General features: G+C 51.4%; 13 protein-coding genes. 5 read left to right on the forward strand and 8 right to left on the reverse strand.

Features of this window, described 5'->3' with window-relative positions:
• Window positions 1-240 precede the first annotated feature (240 nt).
• From K2184_RS26805 to K2184_RS26815, 3 genes are all read left to right on the forward strand, one after another.
• Complete coding sequence (locus K2184_RS26805) at window positions 241-1,587, forward strand: ISNCY family transposase (RefSeq protein ID WP_077251107.1); 1,347 nt, start codon at window positions 241-243, stop codon at window positions 1,585-1,587.
• A 159-nt stretch (window positions 1,588-1,746) separates the two neighbouring features.
• Window positions 1,747-2,451, forward strand: a complete 705-nt coding sequence (locus tag K2184_RS26810) for a toll/interleukin-1 receptor domain-containing protein (protein ID WP_031591821.1) — start codon at window positions 1,747-1,749, stop codon at window positions 2,449-2,451.
• Between the two features lie 863 nt (window positions 2,452-3,314).
• Window positions 3,315-3,587, forward strand: coding sequence for a DUF1471 domain-containing protein (locus K2184_RS26815; RefSeq protein ID WP_004113093.1), 273 nt, complete (start codon window positions 3,315-3,317; stop codon window positions 3,585-3,587).
• A 203-nt stretch (window positions 3,588-3,790) separates the two neighbouring features.
• Here the strand turns inward: K2184_RS26815 and K2184_RS26820 are convergent, their stop codons facing one another.
• Complete coding sequence (locus K2184_RS26820; protein ID WP_049091740.1) at window positions 3,791-4,843, reverse strand: heparan-alpha-glucosaminide N-acetyltransferase domain-containing protein; 1,053 nt, start codon at window positions 4,841-4,843, stop codon at window positions 3,791-3,793.
• Window positions 4,844-4,875: 32 nt separating this feature from the next.
• Window positions 4,876-5,046 carry a hypothetical protein gene (locus K2184_RS26825; RefSeq protein WP_163524925.1) on the reverse strand — a complete coding sequence of 57 codons (171 nt, stop codon included), beginning with the start codon at window positions 5,044-5,046 and terminating at the stop codon, window positions 4,876-4,878.
• Window positions 5,047-5,585: 539 nt separating this feature from the next.
• On the opposite strand from K2184_RS26825, the gene K2184_RS26830 reads away from it, so the two are divergent.
• The gene (locus K2184_RS26830) at window positions 5,586-6,026 is read left to right on the forward strand and encodes a helix-turn-helix domain-containing protein (protein WP_004102076.1); all 441 of its coding nucleotides are present in this window, start codon (window positions 5,586-5,588) and stop codon (window positions 6,024-6,026) included.
• An 84-nt stretch (window positions 6,027-6,110) separates the two neighbouring features.
• Here the strand turns inward: K2184_RS26830 and K2184_RS26835 are convergent, their stop codons facing one another.
• The 5 genes from K2184_RS26835 to pgtC all read right to left on the reverse strand — a co-directional run bounded on the left by K2184_RS26835 (window position 6,111) and on the right by pgtC (window position 13,695).
• Window positions 6,111-7,478, reverse strand: a complete 1,368-nt coding sequence (locus K2184_RS26835) for an L-serine ammonia-lyase (protein ID WP_004102078.1) — start codon at window positions 7,476-7,478, stop codon at window positions 6,111-6,113.
• Window positions 7,479-7,541: 63 nt separating this feature from the next.
• Window positions 7,542-8,825 (reverse strand): HAAAP family serine/threonine permease, encoded by a 1,284-nt coding sequence (locus tag K2184_RS26840; RefSeq protein ID WP_004102080.1) that lies wholly within the window; start codon window positions 8,823-8,825, stop codon window positions 7,542-7,544.
• 403 nt (window positions 8,826-9,228) lie between these two features.
• Window positions 9,229-10,479: a two-component system response regulator PgtA gene (gene pgtA / locus K2184_RS26845; RefSeq protein ID WP_023320954.1), complete on the reverse strand. Its 1,251-nt coding sequence runs from the start codon at window positions 10,477-10,479 to the stop codon at window positions 9,229-9,231.
• Window positions 10,469-12,478 (reverse strand): two-component system sensor histidine kinase PgtB, encoded by a 2,010-nt coding sequence (gene pgtB, locus K2184_RS26850; RefSeq protein ID WP_004102084.1) that lies wholly within the window; start codon window positions 12,476-12,478, stop codon window positions 10,469-10,471. Before pgtB ends, pgtA begins: the two co-directional genes overlap by 11 nt.
• Window positions 12,475-13,695: a phosphoglycerate transport regulator PgtC gene (gene pgtC, locus K2184_RS26855; RefSeq protein WP_016808960.1), complete on the reverse strand. Its 1,221-nt coding sequence runs from the start codon at window positions 13,693-13,695 to the stop codon at window positions 12,475-12,477. Before pgtC ends, pgtB begins: the two co-directional genes overlap by 4 nt.
• Window positions 13,696-14,101: 406 nt before the next feature.
• Here pgtC and pgtP point away from each other — a divergent pair, with 406 nt between their 5' ends.
• Window positions 14,102-15,493 (forward strand): phosphoglycerate transporter PgtP, encoded by a 1,392-nt coding sequence (gene pgtP / locus K2184_RS26860; RefSeq protein ID WP_004102086.1) that lies wholly within the window; start codon window positions 14,102-14,104, stop codon window positions 15,491-15,493.
• 69 nt (window positions 15,494-15,562) lie between these two features.
• On the opposite strand, the gene K2184_RS26865 is transcribed toward pgtP, so the two are convergent.
• Window positions 15,563-16,873, reverse strand: coding sequence for a salicylate synthase (locus K2184_RS26865; RefSeq protein ID WP_032746064.1), 1,311 nt, complete (start codon window positions 16,871-16,873; stop codon window positions 15,563-15,565).
• Between the last annotated feature and the right edge of the window lies 1 nt (window position 16,874).

A 16,874-nucleotide genomic window follows, 5' to 3' on the forward strand; every position in this document is an offset into this window, starting at 1 on the left:
CGAGAAAACCTGGCAACCACGTTCTTCCTCCAAAGCCTGACTCAACCTTAAAAAGGCATTGTCCAGACTCTCCACTGACGTCAGGTCAGCTTTGTTTTCAGCACGACATTTCAACATTGGCTAGACAAATGATGTAGCTCCCATATTCTAATGTCACTTTTAACCCATTTAGTGATGTCACTTTTTCTGGCATAAAGGATCCAATCCTCAGGCCATGGAGACATCAGGATGCTTGTGACCATGTCAGATAAAGAAATCAGTCGGATCAACGTCATTCAATCAGTTGTTGAAAAACGTATGCGCCGTCGTGATGCTGCTCATCAGCTTGCTTTGACCGAACGTCAGACACAGCGGTTAATGAACCGCTTTCGTGAGTCTGGTGCCGCAGGATTGGTAAACCTTCGGCGTGGACGCCCTGGTAATCACAGGCTTCCTGAGTCACTGAAGCTGCGAGTTCTTTCGTTACTTCACGATCATTACAGCGACTTTGGACCAACACTGGCCGCAGAAAAATTACGCGAACGCCACAACATCACAGTATCTGTTGAAACGCTCAGAAAATGGATGACAGCGGATGGACTCTGGGTTCCTTATTCACGTCGCAGGCCCCGCGTTCATCAACCCAGATATCGGCGTGACTGCCTCGGAGAACTTGTTCAGATTGATGGTTCCCCGCACGACTGGTTTGAAGGCCGTGCACCGAAATGCTGCCTGCTCGTCTTTATTGATGACGCGACTGGCCGCCTGATGCACCTCCGTTTTGGTGAGACTGAATCAGCTTTTGATTACATGATGGCCACTCGCGAGTATCTCGAGCAACACGGCAAGCCCCTTGCGTTCTACAGCGATAAGCACGGCATTTTCAGGGTCAATAATGGAGGATCCACTACGACCGGAGTCACCCAGTTTGGCCGTGTACTTTCTGAACTTGGGATCGAGTTGATTTGTGCCAACAGTCCACAGGCTAAAGGCCGTGTGGAGCGAGCAAATCAGACACTTCAGGATCGGCTTATCAAAGAGATGCGTCTCGAGGGAATCTGCAGTATTGAAGCCGCCAACGCCTGGCTGGATACCTTCATCGCTGACTTCAATCGTCGCTTCGCAAGACCAGCAAAATACCCCAAAGATCTGCACCGCCCGGTGTCTGAAAGCAACGAAGAGCTGGATGATATCTTTGCTTGGCAGGAACTGCGTAAGCTGTCTAAAACGCTGACATTCCGCTATGACAAAATGATATATCTGGTTGAACCTACTGAAGAAAATACTCGCATCGCTGGCGAGAAAATAACTGTCTACGACTATCCTGACGGCACGCTGGCATTCAAATACGGTTACCGTTCACTCAAATATCAGGTGTTCGACAAACTGGAATGTCTCGACCAGGGGCAAATTGTTGATAACAAACGTCTTGGGGCTGTACTGAAGCTGGCGCAAAGCAAAATGGATGAACTCGAACGCGATGGCAAGCGTGACAGGAGCAAAAAGATGCCAAAACGACGGGCTCAGGCCAGAGTTCAGGAGCAACTCAGGGCAATTAATCCGGTCCTGGTAAACCCGGATGAATTCAGGGCCAGCCTGAAACGCTAGCCCCCTGCTCTTTTTTTTGGATAGTTCAGCTGTGGCAGTGTGATGAAGTACAAGCTTTTGAAAACATGGCAGTTGAGTTTGCAACCAATAATCCCCATTACTTATCTGGTTTTACTATCACAGCAGATATATTCCAGAATATTAAGGGGAAAACAGAACATGGCCAGATGTACGGCTCCTGTACGTGGACATAGCTCAGCAGCCGCCGCTGCTGCCTGTCCAGCCTGTCGCAATCGCAGTGGTTATCGCCGCAGCAGCTACAGTTATGATAGTTATCCGTCCTACTCCTCGTCAGGCAGCGCTGGCGGAAGTCGTGGAAGCAGTAGCGGTGGTTCCAGCAGCGGTACAAAGCCTCGCTGGTCAAAATCGGGATCTTCCGTTTCCTACACAACCGCCCAAGTACAATCTCTCACACCGATTCGCCAAACGGTAGAGAAGCTTGTCGCAGAGAAGCCGGATTTGCGTGATGTATTCCTTTGCCACGCTTGGGATGATCGACAAGGCGTAGCCAAAGAGCTACACGATTTGCTCGAGGCTGCAGGCGTCAAAGTATGGTTTAGCGAAAAGGATCTTGCTCTTGGCGTTCCTATGATGCGTGCCATCGATAAAGGATTAGCAAATTCTCGAATCGGTCTGGTATTAGTGACTCCAGCGCTATTAAACCGACTGCCCAAAGAAGGCGTTGCTGATAAAGAGCTTTCAGCTTTACTGGCCGGGAACCAACTCGTACCGATCGTTCATAACACAACGTATGAAGCTCTCCGCAATGTCAGTCCCTTGCTCGCATCCCGAAGCGGTCTGGACACGGGAGAAGATACGCTGGCAGTTGTCGCAACAAAAATTGCAGAATTGATTACTGTGTAGAGTAACGACTCCCACTCAAACTAAAATATCTGGTCTACTACCGCAGGCCAGATATTTTACCTTTTATCACCTCTCCCTTCAGAACATAACTTCCGCCCATGTCCATGTCACTTCAGGTGACATTTGAAACTGGCTAAACCGAGTGACTTTTTAATCTTGTAATAACAAATGATGTAACGGCTCAATGCTAATGCCTATTTGTGGCCCATCATCAATCAGGAATGTCCAGGCTATAGTTCTCAGACCTGTATGGCTGGTCAACAACTCACTTCACTTTTCCTGATGAGGAGTTTTCTGTGGCTATACATGACGCCGGGATGTTCACAGTGAAAGAAATCAACCGCCTAAAAATCCTTCATGATGTCATCGACCGCGGCCCTGGACTTCTGAACTTAGCTTTGACAAATATGGTGTCAGCCAGATTATGCGGTTGTGACCAGAACTCAGGTTAACCCGCCAGGGATTCTGCTAATGCTCCCGGCGTTTCCATTCCCGCTGCCGGGATCTTGCGACATGTTATCGCTTACTGCCTCCCGGATGGTATATGCAGCGGTGTTGTTCTTTTACCGGCTCAAGAACCAGAACCACTCAGGATATTCTCAGCCAACGTCTGACAACAAAGACGAAAACGTATCGTCTGCATATTGCCGTGCTCTCATGCCAACATCCTTTCTGAATTTCTTAGACATGACCACCTGGCTTCACCGCAAGTCTTGCTATCTTGATTCCTGCCATCAGGATAACGCTGGATTAATCCTGGGATTGCCACGGTGTTCACCGTCATTTTTTGGCGGTACTGAAAATGGCTACTATACTTAAAATGAAAAAGCTTTCGATGAGCTTTATTTAAAGGAGATTAGATAATGAAAAAGGTATTAGCTGCATTAGCGTTATCCGCGTTTGCATTTGGCGCCTCAGCCTCTCAGTTGATTACGAAACAAGAAGTTGACCATTTTAAACTGACCCATGTAGGCAGTATCTCTGTAGGACCTTCCGGCGGTCAATTCTCTTCTCCCTCTGACTTGCACGATCAGCTTTCAAAATTAGCTGATGAAAAAGGTGGCAAGTTCTATGTGATTACCGCGGCTCGTGAGCATGGTCCAAACTTTGAAGCAACTGCTGAAGTTTATAAATAACGATCCTGATAAATTTCATCAGAGCTTAATATAGCATCTGTTATATTTAACAGCCTGTTTCTCCTCGCACAGGCTGTTTGCTTATTTTTCTATCAGCTACGGTAAATCCCATTTTCATCAGTTTATCGGGTAACCACCCTGCTCCCGGGTTTCCGCCATTACAGAGGCAGACATCAGGTTGTGTGGCCGGGTTGTCAGTCGGCTTAGATCGCTCTTTTAACGAAAAACATCGTTTTTTGTATCAGATACGGTGTAAAACATATAACAGATGAAAACAGCACAGAAAAAAACAACGTTGCTCCCTGGAGAGGAATACTGCGCGGAATTAGCCAGGTGTAGACTGCAACAAATAAAGAGTGCCAGACATGACAGTAAAGCAGAACATCAAAAGCGATGACTGAAATCACATAAATAGCCAGGGAATGTTTTCCCGGGTACTCGAGCCAGGTGAGATCTATTACGGCCATTATTTTCACTAATAGATAAAGCCAAATTGCAATGCCGACACAAATTAAGAGAAATGATGGTGTCCAGAGCTTCTTAACAATCGGTATCGAAAAATAGTAAGCCAGAACAAAACCCGTTATTATACAAACCATTCCATAACAGAACCCCCGGGCGTCACTGATTTTATTTATTTGCTCTCCGAAGATAACGCCTGACAAAGTGGTGACAAGGGCGCCGAGCGTGCTCAATACGCCTTCTGAGTCCCCAGATCTGCCAGTGTCAGTATTATAATAATTAGCATGCGCGCCAAGCAGTAAATCATCTACGACATCAGAAATATTTGCGTATTGATTATAATCTCCCCATATCATTAAAATGGCTGACCACGCAAGTATGAGCGCCAGGCATAGAGCAGGTAACTTTTTATTGCTGATAAAGTGATAAATTAAGCCTGTCACTCCATAGCAAATACCGATGCGTTGCAGCACCCCCATGATTTTGAAATGCTCCTGATCGTACAAAACAAAGACAATTGCTTTCAGAAATATTCCTGTCAGGAATAGAAGCGTTGACCTTATAAACAGGCCTCGCAGCGTGAGTTTTTTAAGACGATTTGACAGCGTCAGAGAAATACCCACAATAAAAAGAAACGTAGGAAACACGGTATCCGCCAACGATAACCCCGCCCATTCTGAGTGGATTAACGCAGAGTTCGTTATCCTCAAGTCTACTGGGCTATTAACAACCAGCATCAGAAAGACTGTGAGTCCTCTCATACGATCAATATCTTGATTACGCGTGATTTTCATACGTGAACTTTTTAAAGTGGGCTGATTTTGTATTATTTTTTACAAACACTAATGTCGATTATGCCTGGAACGTCAATGCCAGCATTAATTAAATTACACACACCCGGACCGGGATCAACAATCAGTGCTGCAATATCATCATCTGCAATAGCGGAAGTGGTAAACATAGATAGTAAAAACGCAAAAATTGACAGTTTAAACATTTTAACCTCTCAAAATATGGGATGTTGATTCGCTATGTTGTTGACTCCATCGCTGCGTCAACGTTTTAAAACTAGCAGTTAATTAAAATACTGCAACAGCGAGTAAGAATATTTAAACCATTAAGACCTTATTTTGCCTCGGGTTAAAAAACTCAATACTTTGAGCAATAAGGAATTCGATACAATCGACAAGAACATTTGAATCTAACAAAACAAAAAAAATGACATTTTTGATAATAATCAGCGCCAGGATGCCCTGAAGGAGTCGCGGCACTTCCCTGCTCCACGTTCTTCGTGTTCATAAAGTCGGTGTAAATCATATCACCTCCGGCGATCTCTGCTCCCATTTCTATTCGGATAATGAAAAAAGATAGCCACGGCACTTCTTAAGTAACTGAAAACCTCATAACTGCTAACGACCTGATGACATACGCGAAAAACAATGTCGCCACTCTCGCAAAAGAGACATTATCCACTTTATTTACAAAGTAACATGTTAAATAATCAGTTAAGAATTAATACGCAGTAGAGGAATTAAGATGCGTTTCAGTACCATGCCCGACAGTGAAATTATTTCTGAACTGTGCCGAAGAATTAAAGAAACGCGTATACAGCTGGGATTGTCACAGATTGAGCTGGCCGAACGCGCCCAGGTAGGTGCGGCAACCATTAAGCGCGTTGAATTGGGTGAGTCGGTGACCCTCAGTACGCTTATTGGCATTTTGCGCGGTCTGGATCGTCTGCATCAGCTGGAGTCGATTTTATTCGATTCGCACATGCGCACCTTTAAGGCGCAGCTCAATGCCGAGACCCCTTCCCGTATCCGTATCCGTAAAAAAACGCCTCAGGCAAAAGAGAAATTGCCCACTGCTACGCCGCCTGGCGAGGCTAATGCCACCATTAACGAGTGGTACACCTCATCGGCTTCGAACAGCGTGGTATGGTCTTTCACACCGCCGGACGCGGAGAAAAAAAGCTAAGGGACTTCAGAAGACGGCCGGCAAGTTTCGCGGCCAGAGAAAGAGTAAACCGCCTGCAGCGCGCACAGGCGGTTTTATCCAAAATCAGGATTCACATACCGCGACTTTTATTGCCAGACCGCCCCGGGCGGTTTCACGGTATTTGGCATTCATGTCTTTGCCTGTCTCAAACATCGTTTCGATGACTTTATCCAGTGAGACTTTTGGATCGCTGGTCCGGTACATCGCCATGCTGGCAGAGTTAATCGCCTTCACTGCCGCAATCGCGTTACGCTCGATACAGGGGACCTGGACCTGCCCGGCCACCGGATCGCAAGTCAGGCCGAGGTTATGCTCCATGCCGATCTCCGCGGCAATGCACACCTTCTCCGGGCTGCCGCCCAGCAGTTCGGCCAGACCGGCAGAGGCCATTGAGCAGGCCACGCCCACTTCTCCCTGGCAACCAACTTCTGCTCCGGAAATCGAGGCATTCATCTTGTACAGAATGCCGATGGCGCCCGCCGTCAGGTAATAGCGCATATAGATTTCCGGCGTCACCTCTTTGATAAAACGATCGTAATAGGCCAGTACCGCCGGAACAATGCCGCAGGCGCCGTTAGTCGGCGCGGTAACCACTCGCCCGCCCGCCGCGTTCTCCTCTCCCACCGCCATCGCGAACATATTGACCCAATCCATGGCGCTCAGTGGCGTAATCGACTGGCTCTGGGGCGCCAGCACGCGGTGCAGCGCAGAAGCACGGCGCGGTACTTTCAGCGGCCCCGGCAAGATGCCTTCCGTATTCATACCCCGGTTAATGGCGTTTCTCATGGTCTCCCAGATTTTCGCCATATTTTGCTCCACGCTCTCTCTGCCGTGGCGAGCGATCTCATTTTTCATCATCACGGCAGAAATCGACAGGCAGTTGTCATGACAGTGCGCCAGCAGATTACGTGCGGAATAGAACGGGAACGGAATATCGACTTCGGCATCCTGATTCTTACCAAAGTTTTCCTCCGTCACGATAAAACCGCCGCCGATGGAATAATAGGTCTGGAAATGGGCAATTTTGCCGTCGCAAAACGCCGTAATGCTCATGCCGTTTTCATGCAGCGGCAGAAATTCATTATGAAAACGCATGCATTCCGCCACGGGGAACTGAATTTCTCGCTGGCCTTCTTCTATAAACAGACGATGCATGGTATTCACATCACGAATAATACCGGGGATGGCGTCGATATCCACGGTATCCGGTAAATATCCCGATAGTCCGAGAATGATGGCGATATCGGTGTGGTGACCTTTACCCGTTAATGACAGTGAACCATACACATCCACTACCAGACGATTCACTTTTTGCAGCAGGCCCTTTTCCTGCAGGGTATCAACAAAATGTTTTCCCGCTTTCATCGGCCCGACGGTATGTGAGCTGGACGGCCCGATGCTGATTTTGAAAATATCGAAAACGCTAATCATGTGGCACCCATGCGGTTACATAGCAAAACGGATGCGCCGCCTGTGGCAGGCGGCGCTGAATACTTAGCTAAACAGAGAGAAGAAAATGGCGGAGATGGCAATTAACCCCATGACAACCACAAACGCATTGCTGATATGACCGCTGTACTTGCGCATGGCCGGGACTTTGTTAATGGCATACATTGGCATCAGGAACAAAATCATCGCGATAACCGGACCGCCCAGGGTCTCAATCATGCCCAGGATGCTTGGGTTCAGGGTAGCGACAAGCCAGGTCGTCACCAGCATAAACAGCGCGGTAATCTTGTTCAGCTTGTTGATTTCGATGGATTTACCTTTTCCGCGCAGAGATTTAATCACCATGCCGTTGAAACCTTCACGCGCCCCGAGGTAGTGGCCAAGGAAGGATTTGGTAATCGCGATCATGGCGATAATCGGCGCCATCCAGGCAATCACCGGCGCGTTGAAGTGGTTCGCCAGGTAGGAAAGAATGGAGATATTCTGAGCCTTCGCTTCCGCCAGGTTTTCCGGTGAGAGGCTTAGCACGCAGCTGAACACGAAGAACATCACGGTCAGCACCATCATGATGTGGGCGAAGCCCAGGATACGCGAGCACTTGCGCTCAGCGTCCTGACCATATTCTTCCCGCTTTGCCACCGCAAAGGAGGAGATAATTGGCGAATGGTTAAAGGAGAACACCATGACCGGGATTGCCAGCCACAGGGTCATCCACAGACCGTTCCCCGTTGCGGAGGCGCTGCTCAGCGACAGCGTATCCAGTACTGCGCCGTTCCATTGCGGTATCAAATACAGCGCCAGCACCATCAGCGCAAAGACGAATGGAAACACCAGCACACTCATGGCTTTAACAATCATTTTTTCGCCAAAGCGGACGATTCCCATCATGCCGACAATGAGAATCAGCGACAAAATGGCGCGCGGCGGAGACACCAGACCAAGCTGGTGAGTAATAAAGCTATCGACCGTGTTAGTAATAGCCACGCTGTAGACCAGCAGAATCGGATAAATAGCGAAGAAGTACAGCAGCGTGATGAGCTTACCGGCGCCCGTACCGAAATGCTCTTCCACAACTTCGGTAATATCTTCCCCCGGGTTTTTGCCCGACAGAACAAAACGAGTTAAACCACGGTGGGCAAAAAACGTCATCGGAAATGCAAGAATAGCCATGATGATTAACGGAATTAAACCGCCGACCCCGGCGTTAATTGGCAAAAAAAGCACCCCTGCGCCAATCGCAGTACCGTACAGACCCAGCATCCAGACGGTATCACTCTTTCTCCAGCCGCTGCTCTCGCGAGCGACGAGGGTATTTTGAACGGTTTCCATAATATGGCCTCAGTAATATAAAGTAGCGTCAGGTTTATTTGACGCTGATTCAGGTAATAAAAACGTGGTGTTTATTTGGCTATTTTATGAAATGCAACTATGCTAATTCACTAACCGCGATCACATAACCTGATTTATTGCAGTGACTTTTAACGTATCAAAATTAACCCCGGGAATTCGTTATTTTTTTAAGGTATCATTTTTAATACGTTATTATTTTTCGTATGATCTTAACTGCCGTTTCTTTATATACCCAGAACCTTGAGGTAACAAACAATATTTGTCATACGATTAATAAAAAATTAAAGGCATTATTTCCCGACATGAAAATTCACCGCGGGTAGTGGTCCTGTTTTTGCGCAGAGGAAATGACCGCATCGTCACCTCCTCCCCTTAAACTGCCCTACACCCCTTTGTAATGCTCTTTACTCAGGCCATACTTCTTCATTCTGAGATAGAGTTTTTTACGCGGTATAAGCAGATACTCCGCCACCTCATTGATACGTCCCTGGTGGATATTCAGCGCTTCAGTGATAATCTGCCGCTCGACGTCCTCAACCCGCCGATCCAGCGGCGTCGGTTCGCCGACAAGCATCTGCGGATTCACCGTTTCCGCGAGCGGTAATACCCCCACCGCAAACAGCTCGGCGGCGTTCGCCAGTTCGCGAACGTTATTTGGCCACACTCGCCGCATCATCCCCTTCAACAGACCGGCATCCACCTCCGGGACGGGATGATTCAGCCGTTGACAGGTTTTTTGCAAATAGTGATGAAACAGCGGCTCGATATCATCAGGTCGCTTTGACAGAGGCTGGCAGCCAATTTGCGTCATCGCGAAGCAGTAATAGAGTTCCGCCACTATCTGGCTGCTGGCGGCCAGCTCCACCAGCGAAGCATTACCGATACCAATCAGGCGAAAAGGCCGTTTCTCATGACTCTGCAGCTGTACCAGATGATGCTGTTGCCCGTGAGTCAGATGCTCCAGGTGACTTAAGACCAGTGTCCCGCCCTGGGCTTGCGCGATCAGTTCATTCAGCGTGTGGGCGTTAGCCGTATTTAGTTCGCAGGAGATAAACGGACCGTCGGCGTGACGCCCTAACTGGTGCAGGTACCGCGCGCCGGTCATGCGGCCGGTTCCCGGCTCTCCGTAAAGCCATACCGCAATATCCGTCTCTGCCAGCTGCTGAAGGCGCTGGCGATACCGATCCGTCCATTGGCTACGGCCAATAAGCTCAACCTGTAATTTTTGCTGACAATACTGGCGACGGGCGATCACCGATTGCCTCTGACGCAGCGCGGCATCCACCAGCGTGAGCAGCTTGCCCGGATCGATCGGTTTTTGCAGGAAATCCCAGGCCCCTTTTTTCACCGCCTCCACCGCCATCGGCACATCGCCGTGACCGGTGATAAGCAGAATCGGCAGCAGATCGTCATCCTGATGAAACAACGTCATTAAATCGATTCCGGAGCAGCCGGGCATGCAGACATCGCTTAAAACAATGCCGGGCCAGTCCTTCGGCACCTGCTCCCGCGCATCAAAAGGATTATTACAGGCACTGACGTGATACCCCGCTTGCTCAAGCAGCTGCGTATAGGCATCCAGCACATCGGCATCATCATCAATTAGCAGAATCGAACAGTTATTACTCAACATCTTTTACATCCGTCAAATTGAATTCCAGCACCACGCAGGCACTGCGCGTAAACGTCGACGCCAGGCGCAACGCCCCTTCCATTTGCGTCATCAGCGAAACACATATCGAAAGCCCTATTCCCAGTCCCACGGCTTTGCTGGTAGTGAACGGCTTTAACAGCGAAGGGAGTAAGGCCGCAGGCCAGCCGGGGCCGTTATCGGCAATCAACACGCACAGCCTTTCGCCCTGGATTTGCCAGCTCACGGTGATTTGCGCTGCGTGCGGGCAAGCATCAAGGGCATTTGACAGCACGTTCACCAGCACCTGATGGACACGCACTTCGTCTCCCAGGATCCAGACGGTGTCATCCGGTATCAGCAGCGTCCCCTGCTGAGGTTTATGTCGCATCGCCAGCAATTCCCACGCCACGGTAAATGTCTGGCGCAAATCGACCGGGTGCAGCGCTGTTTCCAGTTCTGCGCGGCGGGTAAACTGGCGCAGGGAGCGGATAATCGCGTCAATGCGGTTGATCAGCCCTTCCGCTTTGCTTAACGTCGTCCGCGCCTGCTCCGTCTGTCCCTGCTCGATTGCCCTTCCTGCGGTAAAAAGATACATCGACAGCGCATTCAACGGCTGATTGATCTCATGCGCCAGGGTGGTCATCGTCTGCCCCACCACCGCCAGTTTAGCAGTCTGGATCAGCTCGTCCTGAGTGGCACGCAGATCGGCCTCAATCGCTTTCCGCTCGCCTATCTCCTGTTCAAGCTGCTGTTTTTGCGCATTAAGCTGACCCAGGGTATGGCGAAGCAAACCGGCAATACGTCCCAGCTCGTCGCGCCCGTAAACCGGAATGGTCGCCTCGGTCTGGCCCAGACCAATCTGCACCACCGCCTGATTCAGCGCGGTAAAGCGCTTCACCAGCCGCGAGCGAATAAAATAATGATTCAGCCCCCACGCCAGCAGCAGCGCCAGCAGCGTCGCCACCAGGATTAATCCGCCGCTGACCCGGACAATCTGCCCCATACGCTGATTAAACATCTGCATCTGCTGGTGACTGCTGCCAAGCTGGGCTTCCAGCAGCGTTCTGAAGCGTCCCAGCGTTGCTTCTCTGGCCCGGCTGGCTTCCACGAGCGCTTTTTGCGCGGTAACGTAGTCGCGCATGGTGTCCGGCATCTTATTTTTCACCATGCCAATTTCCAGCAGCTCATCGATCGTTTGTCGCAGGGTAATGGTGCTCGGCCAGTCATCCAGCGCACGAATATTTTCATCCGACGTTTTCTTCAGGTTTTCAAGATAGCGGATATGCGTCTCCACCAGCATGCCGTCATCATTACCGGATTTCAGTTCATTGAGCCTGTCGCGCAGGTCGTCAACGATCTGATTTTCAATACGAGCCAGGGTATAGACCTGCTGTTGTTCATTCTGCACTTCCCGGGAGCGTTTCAGGTACTGCGCCGCATCCCCCTGTCGGGCTTCAATCTGATCGAGCAGCGTTCCCTGTTGCCAGGTAAAATCCTGCACCAGCGAATTCAGCTCGGTGGTGAAATCATCGTGCAGCCAGTCGATCCGCGCCGAAAGCTCTCCCACCTTTTCGCGAACCAGAAACATGTTGTAGAGCACGCGATCCAGTTCCGCCAGCAGCGCGCGGCTGTCCTGCAATATCACCGCCAGCTGCTGGCGTTCTGCCGGCGACAACCCCTGGCTCAGCCGCTCTATTTTATCCAGATGCTGGATAATCTGGTTGCGCAGCTGCAGCCGTACCGTGGTATTCGGCGCCAGCAGAAATTCATTGAGCTGATCGACCACCAGGTTGAGATTCCCTTCAATCAGAAAAGCCGAATGGATGCGCGGAAAATACTCATCCAGCGAATAGCGGATCTGCGAACTTTGCTCATGCCATGAATAGAGGCTGACGCTGCTGACAATCAGCGTCAGCAGCGCCCCCATCAGAAAAGCCCCGCGTAGGCTGCTACTGATACTGATTTGCCGCAGACGTTGCAGCATGGACCTGCCCATCATTTCAGTTCTTCCAGTTTATTAATCGCCTGCCGCTGATTGTTGAGAAACCAGAGCTGCCACTCCATCATCTGCTGTTCCGCGAAGCTCTTATTGTCGAACTGAGCCAGCCAGGCTTCATCCTCGCTGCTCGCCGGATCGACCGGCACACGGGTCAGCAACGCGCGTATCTCGGGCAGCGGACGCTTGAGACGGGCCTCCGCGCTATGCAGCGCTCGCCAGGCATCTTTTAGCTGGGCAAGACGAAAGCTGATCGCCGTATCGAACATCCGTTGAACCAGACGCTGGCGTTTGAGGATCAGCCGATAGTTCAATGGCGGTTGATTCATCAGCACCGCCTGCTGCGCCGCCCGCGGATTGCCTGCCGCCAGCGGCGTTACCGGGTATTTCCCGGTATTAGCATCGGCGAGGATCGCCTGGCCCTCCGGGCTTAACAGATAGCGAATAAACCGCCGCGCCTCGCTGGCGTGCTGACTGTTTTTAAGCACCGCGACATAGGTCGGCGAAACCGCCGACTGCGGGAAATAGGTAAAAGCCAGGTGCGGATCGTTCAGCAGCAGATTGGCGTAGTTATCAATCACCGGACCGGCCACGCCCAGGCCGCTTTTAATCTTATCCGCCACCCCAAAGCTGCGGGATGAAATGGTCACGAGGTTTCCGGCACTCGTCAACAGCGTTTCCCATCCCTTAATCCAGCCCTTTTGTTGCAGCAGCGACTCCACCATCAGATGGTTGGTATCCGAACGCGACGGACTGCTCATCAGCAGCGCCCCCTGATAGCGGGGATCGGTCAGGTCATCCCAGTCCGCTGGCGCAGGCAGATGCCGTGTCATCAGCGCCGAGCGATTAATCAGCAAACCGAACCCGGAAATCGCCACGGCCACGGAGGTGGAGCGGATAGATTCCGGCACCAGATGTTGGCTGACTGCCGGAGCACCGCTGAACGGCGCCAGTTTTTGATGCTCCTGAAGATGCTGCAGCAGCATCGGCGACGAGGTCAGGATCAGATCGACATTTTCGGCATTTGCCGTATCAAGCAGCTGTTCCAGCGAGGCGCTGGTGCGGTTGAGCGTCCTGATCATCACTGACCCCGGCTCCGTCTGCCAGCGATCGATAATCCACACGGTGGCGCTGGGAGAAAATGTCGTCGCCATCACCAGCTCATTGCTTTGCGCCGCACAGGGTCTCAGCCAGGCGGTCAGCAGCATCAGCGCGAGCATTTTGCTCACTATCCCGCCCCGACGAAGAGACATGTTTGTGATCCCGTTCATAAATATTGAAATACCGTAAAAATAGCGTTGAGACAAAACTTACCCGTTTATGAAATCTGGCGAATTAATCACCGCGACCGGCAAAATAGTCAAACGGGCGTCCGGGAATATCAGGAAAGATTACCAGATAATGATTGGGGAATTTGCTGGTATCCGCACAAGCCTGACATAAAATCAGCGCAAAATTATTTCCGCAGGCTCTCGCTCATTCAATATGAGTCAAAAGTAACCTATCAATTCATTATTTTGAGTCAGTTTTGACTCATTTCGACGATTTGTATTTTATAGCCGCTTATTTCACCCTTCAGGTCAAATACTCCTGATGTTCACATCAATATAAAATACAGGTGACGACATGTTATCATTATTAAAAAAAGGGCCGTCGGCGAATAAAGTTCCTGCTGAGAAAATTCAGGCAACTTATGGTCGATACCGCATGCAGGCGCTGCTAAGCGTATTTCTGGGATATCTGGCGTACTATATTGTGCGCAATAACTTCACATTATCCACGCCCTATCTGAAAGAGCAGTTAGACCTTAGCGCCACGCAGATCGGTTTGCTCAGCAGCTGTATGCTGATAGCGTACGGTATCAGTAAAGGCGTGATGAGCAGCCTTGCGGATAAAGCCAGCCCGAAAGTGTTTATGGCCTGCGGTCTCGTACTGTGCGCAATCGTCAACGTCGGGTTAGGATTCAGTACCGCATTCTGGATCTTCGCTGCGCTGGTTGTCCTGAACGGCCTGTTTCAGGGGATGGGGGTCGGCCCCTCTTTTATTACCATCGCTAACTGGTTCCCGCGTCGGGAGCGTGGCCGCGTAGGGGCTTTCTGGAATATTTCCCATAACGTCGGCGGCGGGATTGTCGCCCCGATCGTCGGCGCCGCATTTGCGATTCTCGGTACCGAGCACTGGCAGAGCGCCAGCTACATTGTGCCGGCCTGCGTGGCGGTGGTATTCGCCATCAGCGTACTGGTGCTGGGTAAAGGTTCGCCGCGCGAGGAAGGCCTGCCTTCGCTGGAAGAGATGATGCCGGAAGAAAAAGTGGTGCTGAAGACCAAACATAATCAGCAAGCGCCGGAGAACATGAGCGCGTTCCAGATCTTCTGCACCTACGTCCTGCGCAACAAAAACGCCTGGTATGTCTCCTTCGTCGATGTCTTTGTCTACATGGTGCGTTTCGGCATGATCAGCTGGCTGCCTATCTATCTGCTGACGGTGAAACATTTTTCTAAAGAGCAGATGAGCGTCGCCTTCCTGTTTTTTGAGTGGGCAGCGATTCCTTCTACCCTACTGGCCGGGTGGCTTTCCGACAAGCTGTTCAAAGGGCGCCGGATGCCGTTAGCCATGATCTGCATGGCGCTAATCTTCATCTGTCTGATCGGCTACTGGAAAAGCGAATCTCTGCTGATGGTCACGGTATTCGCGGCGATTGTGGGCTGCCTGATTTACGTCCCGCAGTTTCTGGCCTCGGTCCAGACCATGGAGATCGTCCCCAGCTTTGCCGTTGGTTCAGCCGTGGGTCTGCGCGGATTTATGAGCTATATCTTTGGCGCCTCGTTAGGCACCAGCCTGTTTGGCGTGATGGTCGATAAAATGGGCTGGCACGGCGGGTTCTATCTGCTGATGGGCGGGATCGTCTGCTGCATCCTGTTCTGCTACCTCTCTCATCGCGGCGCGCTGGAGCTTGAGCAACAGCGTAAAATCACCGAGCAGGAAGAGGCCCGGCTGGCGCTGGCTGACGCACAGTAAGCGCCTGATAACGTAGAAAGAAAGTGCCAGCCTGCTGGCACTTTTGGCCTTACGCAGAGTTGGCCGTCGTTACGCAGACACCCTTAAATAGGGCGCAATGCTCGCTAATTTTTCCCGGGTTTCCGTCAGTTCGCGTTCCGGCGTCGATTGCGCAATGATCCCCGCCCCCGCTTGTATCCAGCAGCGCTGGCTGTCCTGAAATACGGATCGCAGGACTAACGCCGCATCAAAGCGCGTGTCCTCCAGCAGCAGCACCGCCCCGGAATAGAGCTCCCGCGGCGTCTTCTCAATTTGCATAATCGCGCTCAGGGCCGCATTCTTGGGGATACCCGAGGCGGTAATCGACGGAAACAGCACGGTAAATGCATCCCAGGCATCCTTACTTTCCGCAAGCTGGCCGCTGACGCAAGATCCCAGATGCTGAACGCTACCGCGCTGGCGAACCGACATCAAATCTTCAACCACCACGCTGCCCGGCTGGCAGACCACCGCCAGTTCAGCGATCGCCTCCTTCACCGACAGGATGTGCTCCAGCACCTCTTTACCGTCATGCAGCAGCTCGGTCTCTTTCTCCTTATTCTGCTGCGGATCCCCCATGCGATCGCGGGTACCCGCAAGGGGTTCAGTGACGACTTTGCTTCCGCTGACCGACATCACCAGCTCCGGGCTAAACCCCAGCGCTTCTCGCCCCTGCTGGCGAAACATAAACGAACGGGTGGGCGTATTGGCCTGCCGCCCGCATAATAGCGTGGAGGGCATATCAATACGCGATGGCAAGGCAATAGCCCGCGAGACAATCGCTTTGACATATTCACCGCGGCGGATCGCCGAAACCACGCGCGCCACCTGCTCCTGATAGGCCTCACCGTTGTCAGCGGTATCCACAGTCACGGTGTTACACGGCGTCGCCGTACCGGCTGCTTTTACCCACTCGCACAGACGTCGGCATTCGCTGGCGGTGTCGGCAGAAACGGTGACATTTCCCTGTTCAAAAATCAGTTCTTCACGCGGAACGGTTAACGTCAGCAATGGCCACTCGCCAGCGTGATAGGCTATCCCCCGGGTATGCGCCGCAAAGTTAAACCCGACCTGGCCATATACCCGACGCCCTTTGACCTGAGGATGGGCCATAAAACGACGCGCGCAGTCGGTAATAGAACCCACCGCCCATTGCTGCTCTCCGTCCGCATTGATAAAGGTCGCCCGCGTGCCGTCAGCATTAATGATCAACCGTGCCTGGCATCCTTTGCCGATATACCAACACGGTTGCCGCTCATAGACATAGCACTCGTCATCGGCGAACTGGCGTAAGACGCCACATATCGTCGGCAGCCGCCGTTCCTCTGGGAGCGCCAGATGTAAAAATTCACTGATTTTCATC

Origin of the sequence: Klebsiella sp. K5-306, assembly GCF_051835185.1 — a bacterium.
In the GTDB taxonomy this organism is placed as follows: domain Bacteria; phylum Pseudomonadota; class Gammaproteobacteria; order Enterobacterales; family Enterobacteriaceae; genus Klebsiella; species Klebsiella oxytoca.

Bases quoted from the DNA above. Each gene is read 5' to 3' on its own strand.
- pgtA (WP_023320954.1), bottom strand. From the start codon at position 10,479: ATGTTGAGTAATAACTGTTCGATTCTGCTAATTGATGATGATGCCGAT.
- K2184_RS26820 (WP_049091740.1), bottom strand. From the start codon at position 4,843: ATGAAAATCACGCGTAATCAAGATATTGATCGTATGAGAGGACTCACA.
- K2184_RS26805 (WP_077251107.1), top strand. From the start codon at position 241: ATGTCAGATAAAGAAATCAGTCGGATCAACGTCATTCAATCAGTTGTT.
- K2184_RS26835 (WP_004102078.1), bottom strand. From the start codon at position 7,478: ATGATTAGCGTTTTCGATATTTTCAAAATCAGCATCGGGCCGTCCAGC.
- K2184_RS26815 (WP_004113093.1), top strand. From the start codon at position 3,315: ATGAAAAAGGTATTAGCTGCATTAGCGTTATCCGCGTTTGCATTTGGC.
- K2184_RS26840 (WP_004102080.1), bottom strand. From the start codon at position 8,825: ATGGAAACCGTTCAAAATACCCTCGTCGCTCGCGAGAGCAGCGGCTGG.
- K2184_RS26830 (WP_004102076.1), top strand. From the start codon at position 5,586: ATGCGTTTCAGTACCATGCCCGACAGTGAAATTATTTCTGAACTGTGC.
- K2184_RS26810 (WP_031591821.1), top strand. From the start codon at position 1,747: ATGGCCAGATGTACGGCTCCTGTACGTGGACATAGCTCAGCAGCCGCC.
- K2184_RS26865 (WP_032746064.1), bottom strand. From the start codon at position 16,873: ATGAAAATCAGTGAATTTTTACATCTGGCGCTCCCAGAGGAACGGCGG.
- K2184_RS26825 (WP_163524925.1), bottom strand. From the start codon at position 5,046: ATGTTTAAACTGTCAATTTTTGCGTTTTTACTATCTATGTTTACCACT.
- pgtB (WP_004102084.1), bottom strand. From the start codon at position 12,478: ATGATGGGCAGGTCCATGCTGCAACGTCTGCGGCAAATCAGTATCAGT.
- pgtC (WP_016808960.1), bottom strand. From the start codon at position 13,695: ATGCTCGCGCTGATGCTGCTGACCGCCTGGCTGAGACCCTGTGCGGCG.
- pgtP (WP_004102086.1), top strand. From the start codon at position 14,102: ATGTTATCATTATTAAAAAAAGGGCCGTCGGCGAATAAAGTTCCTGCT.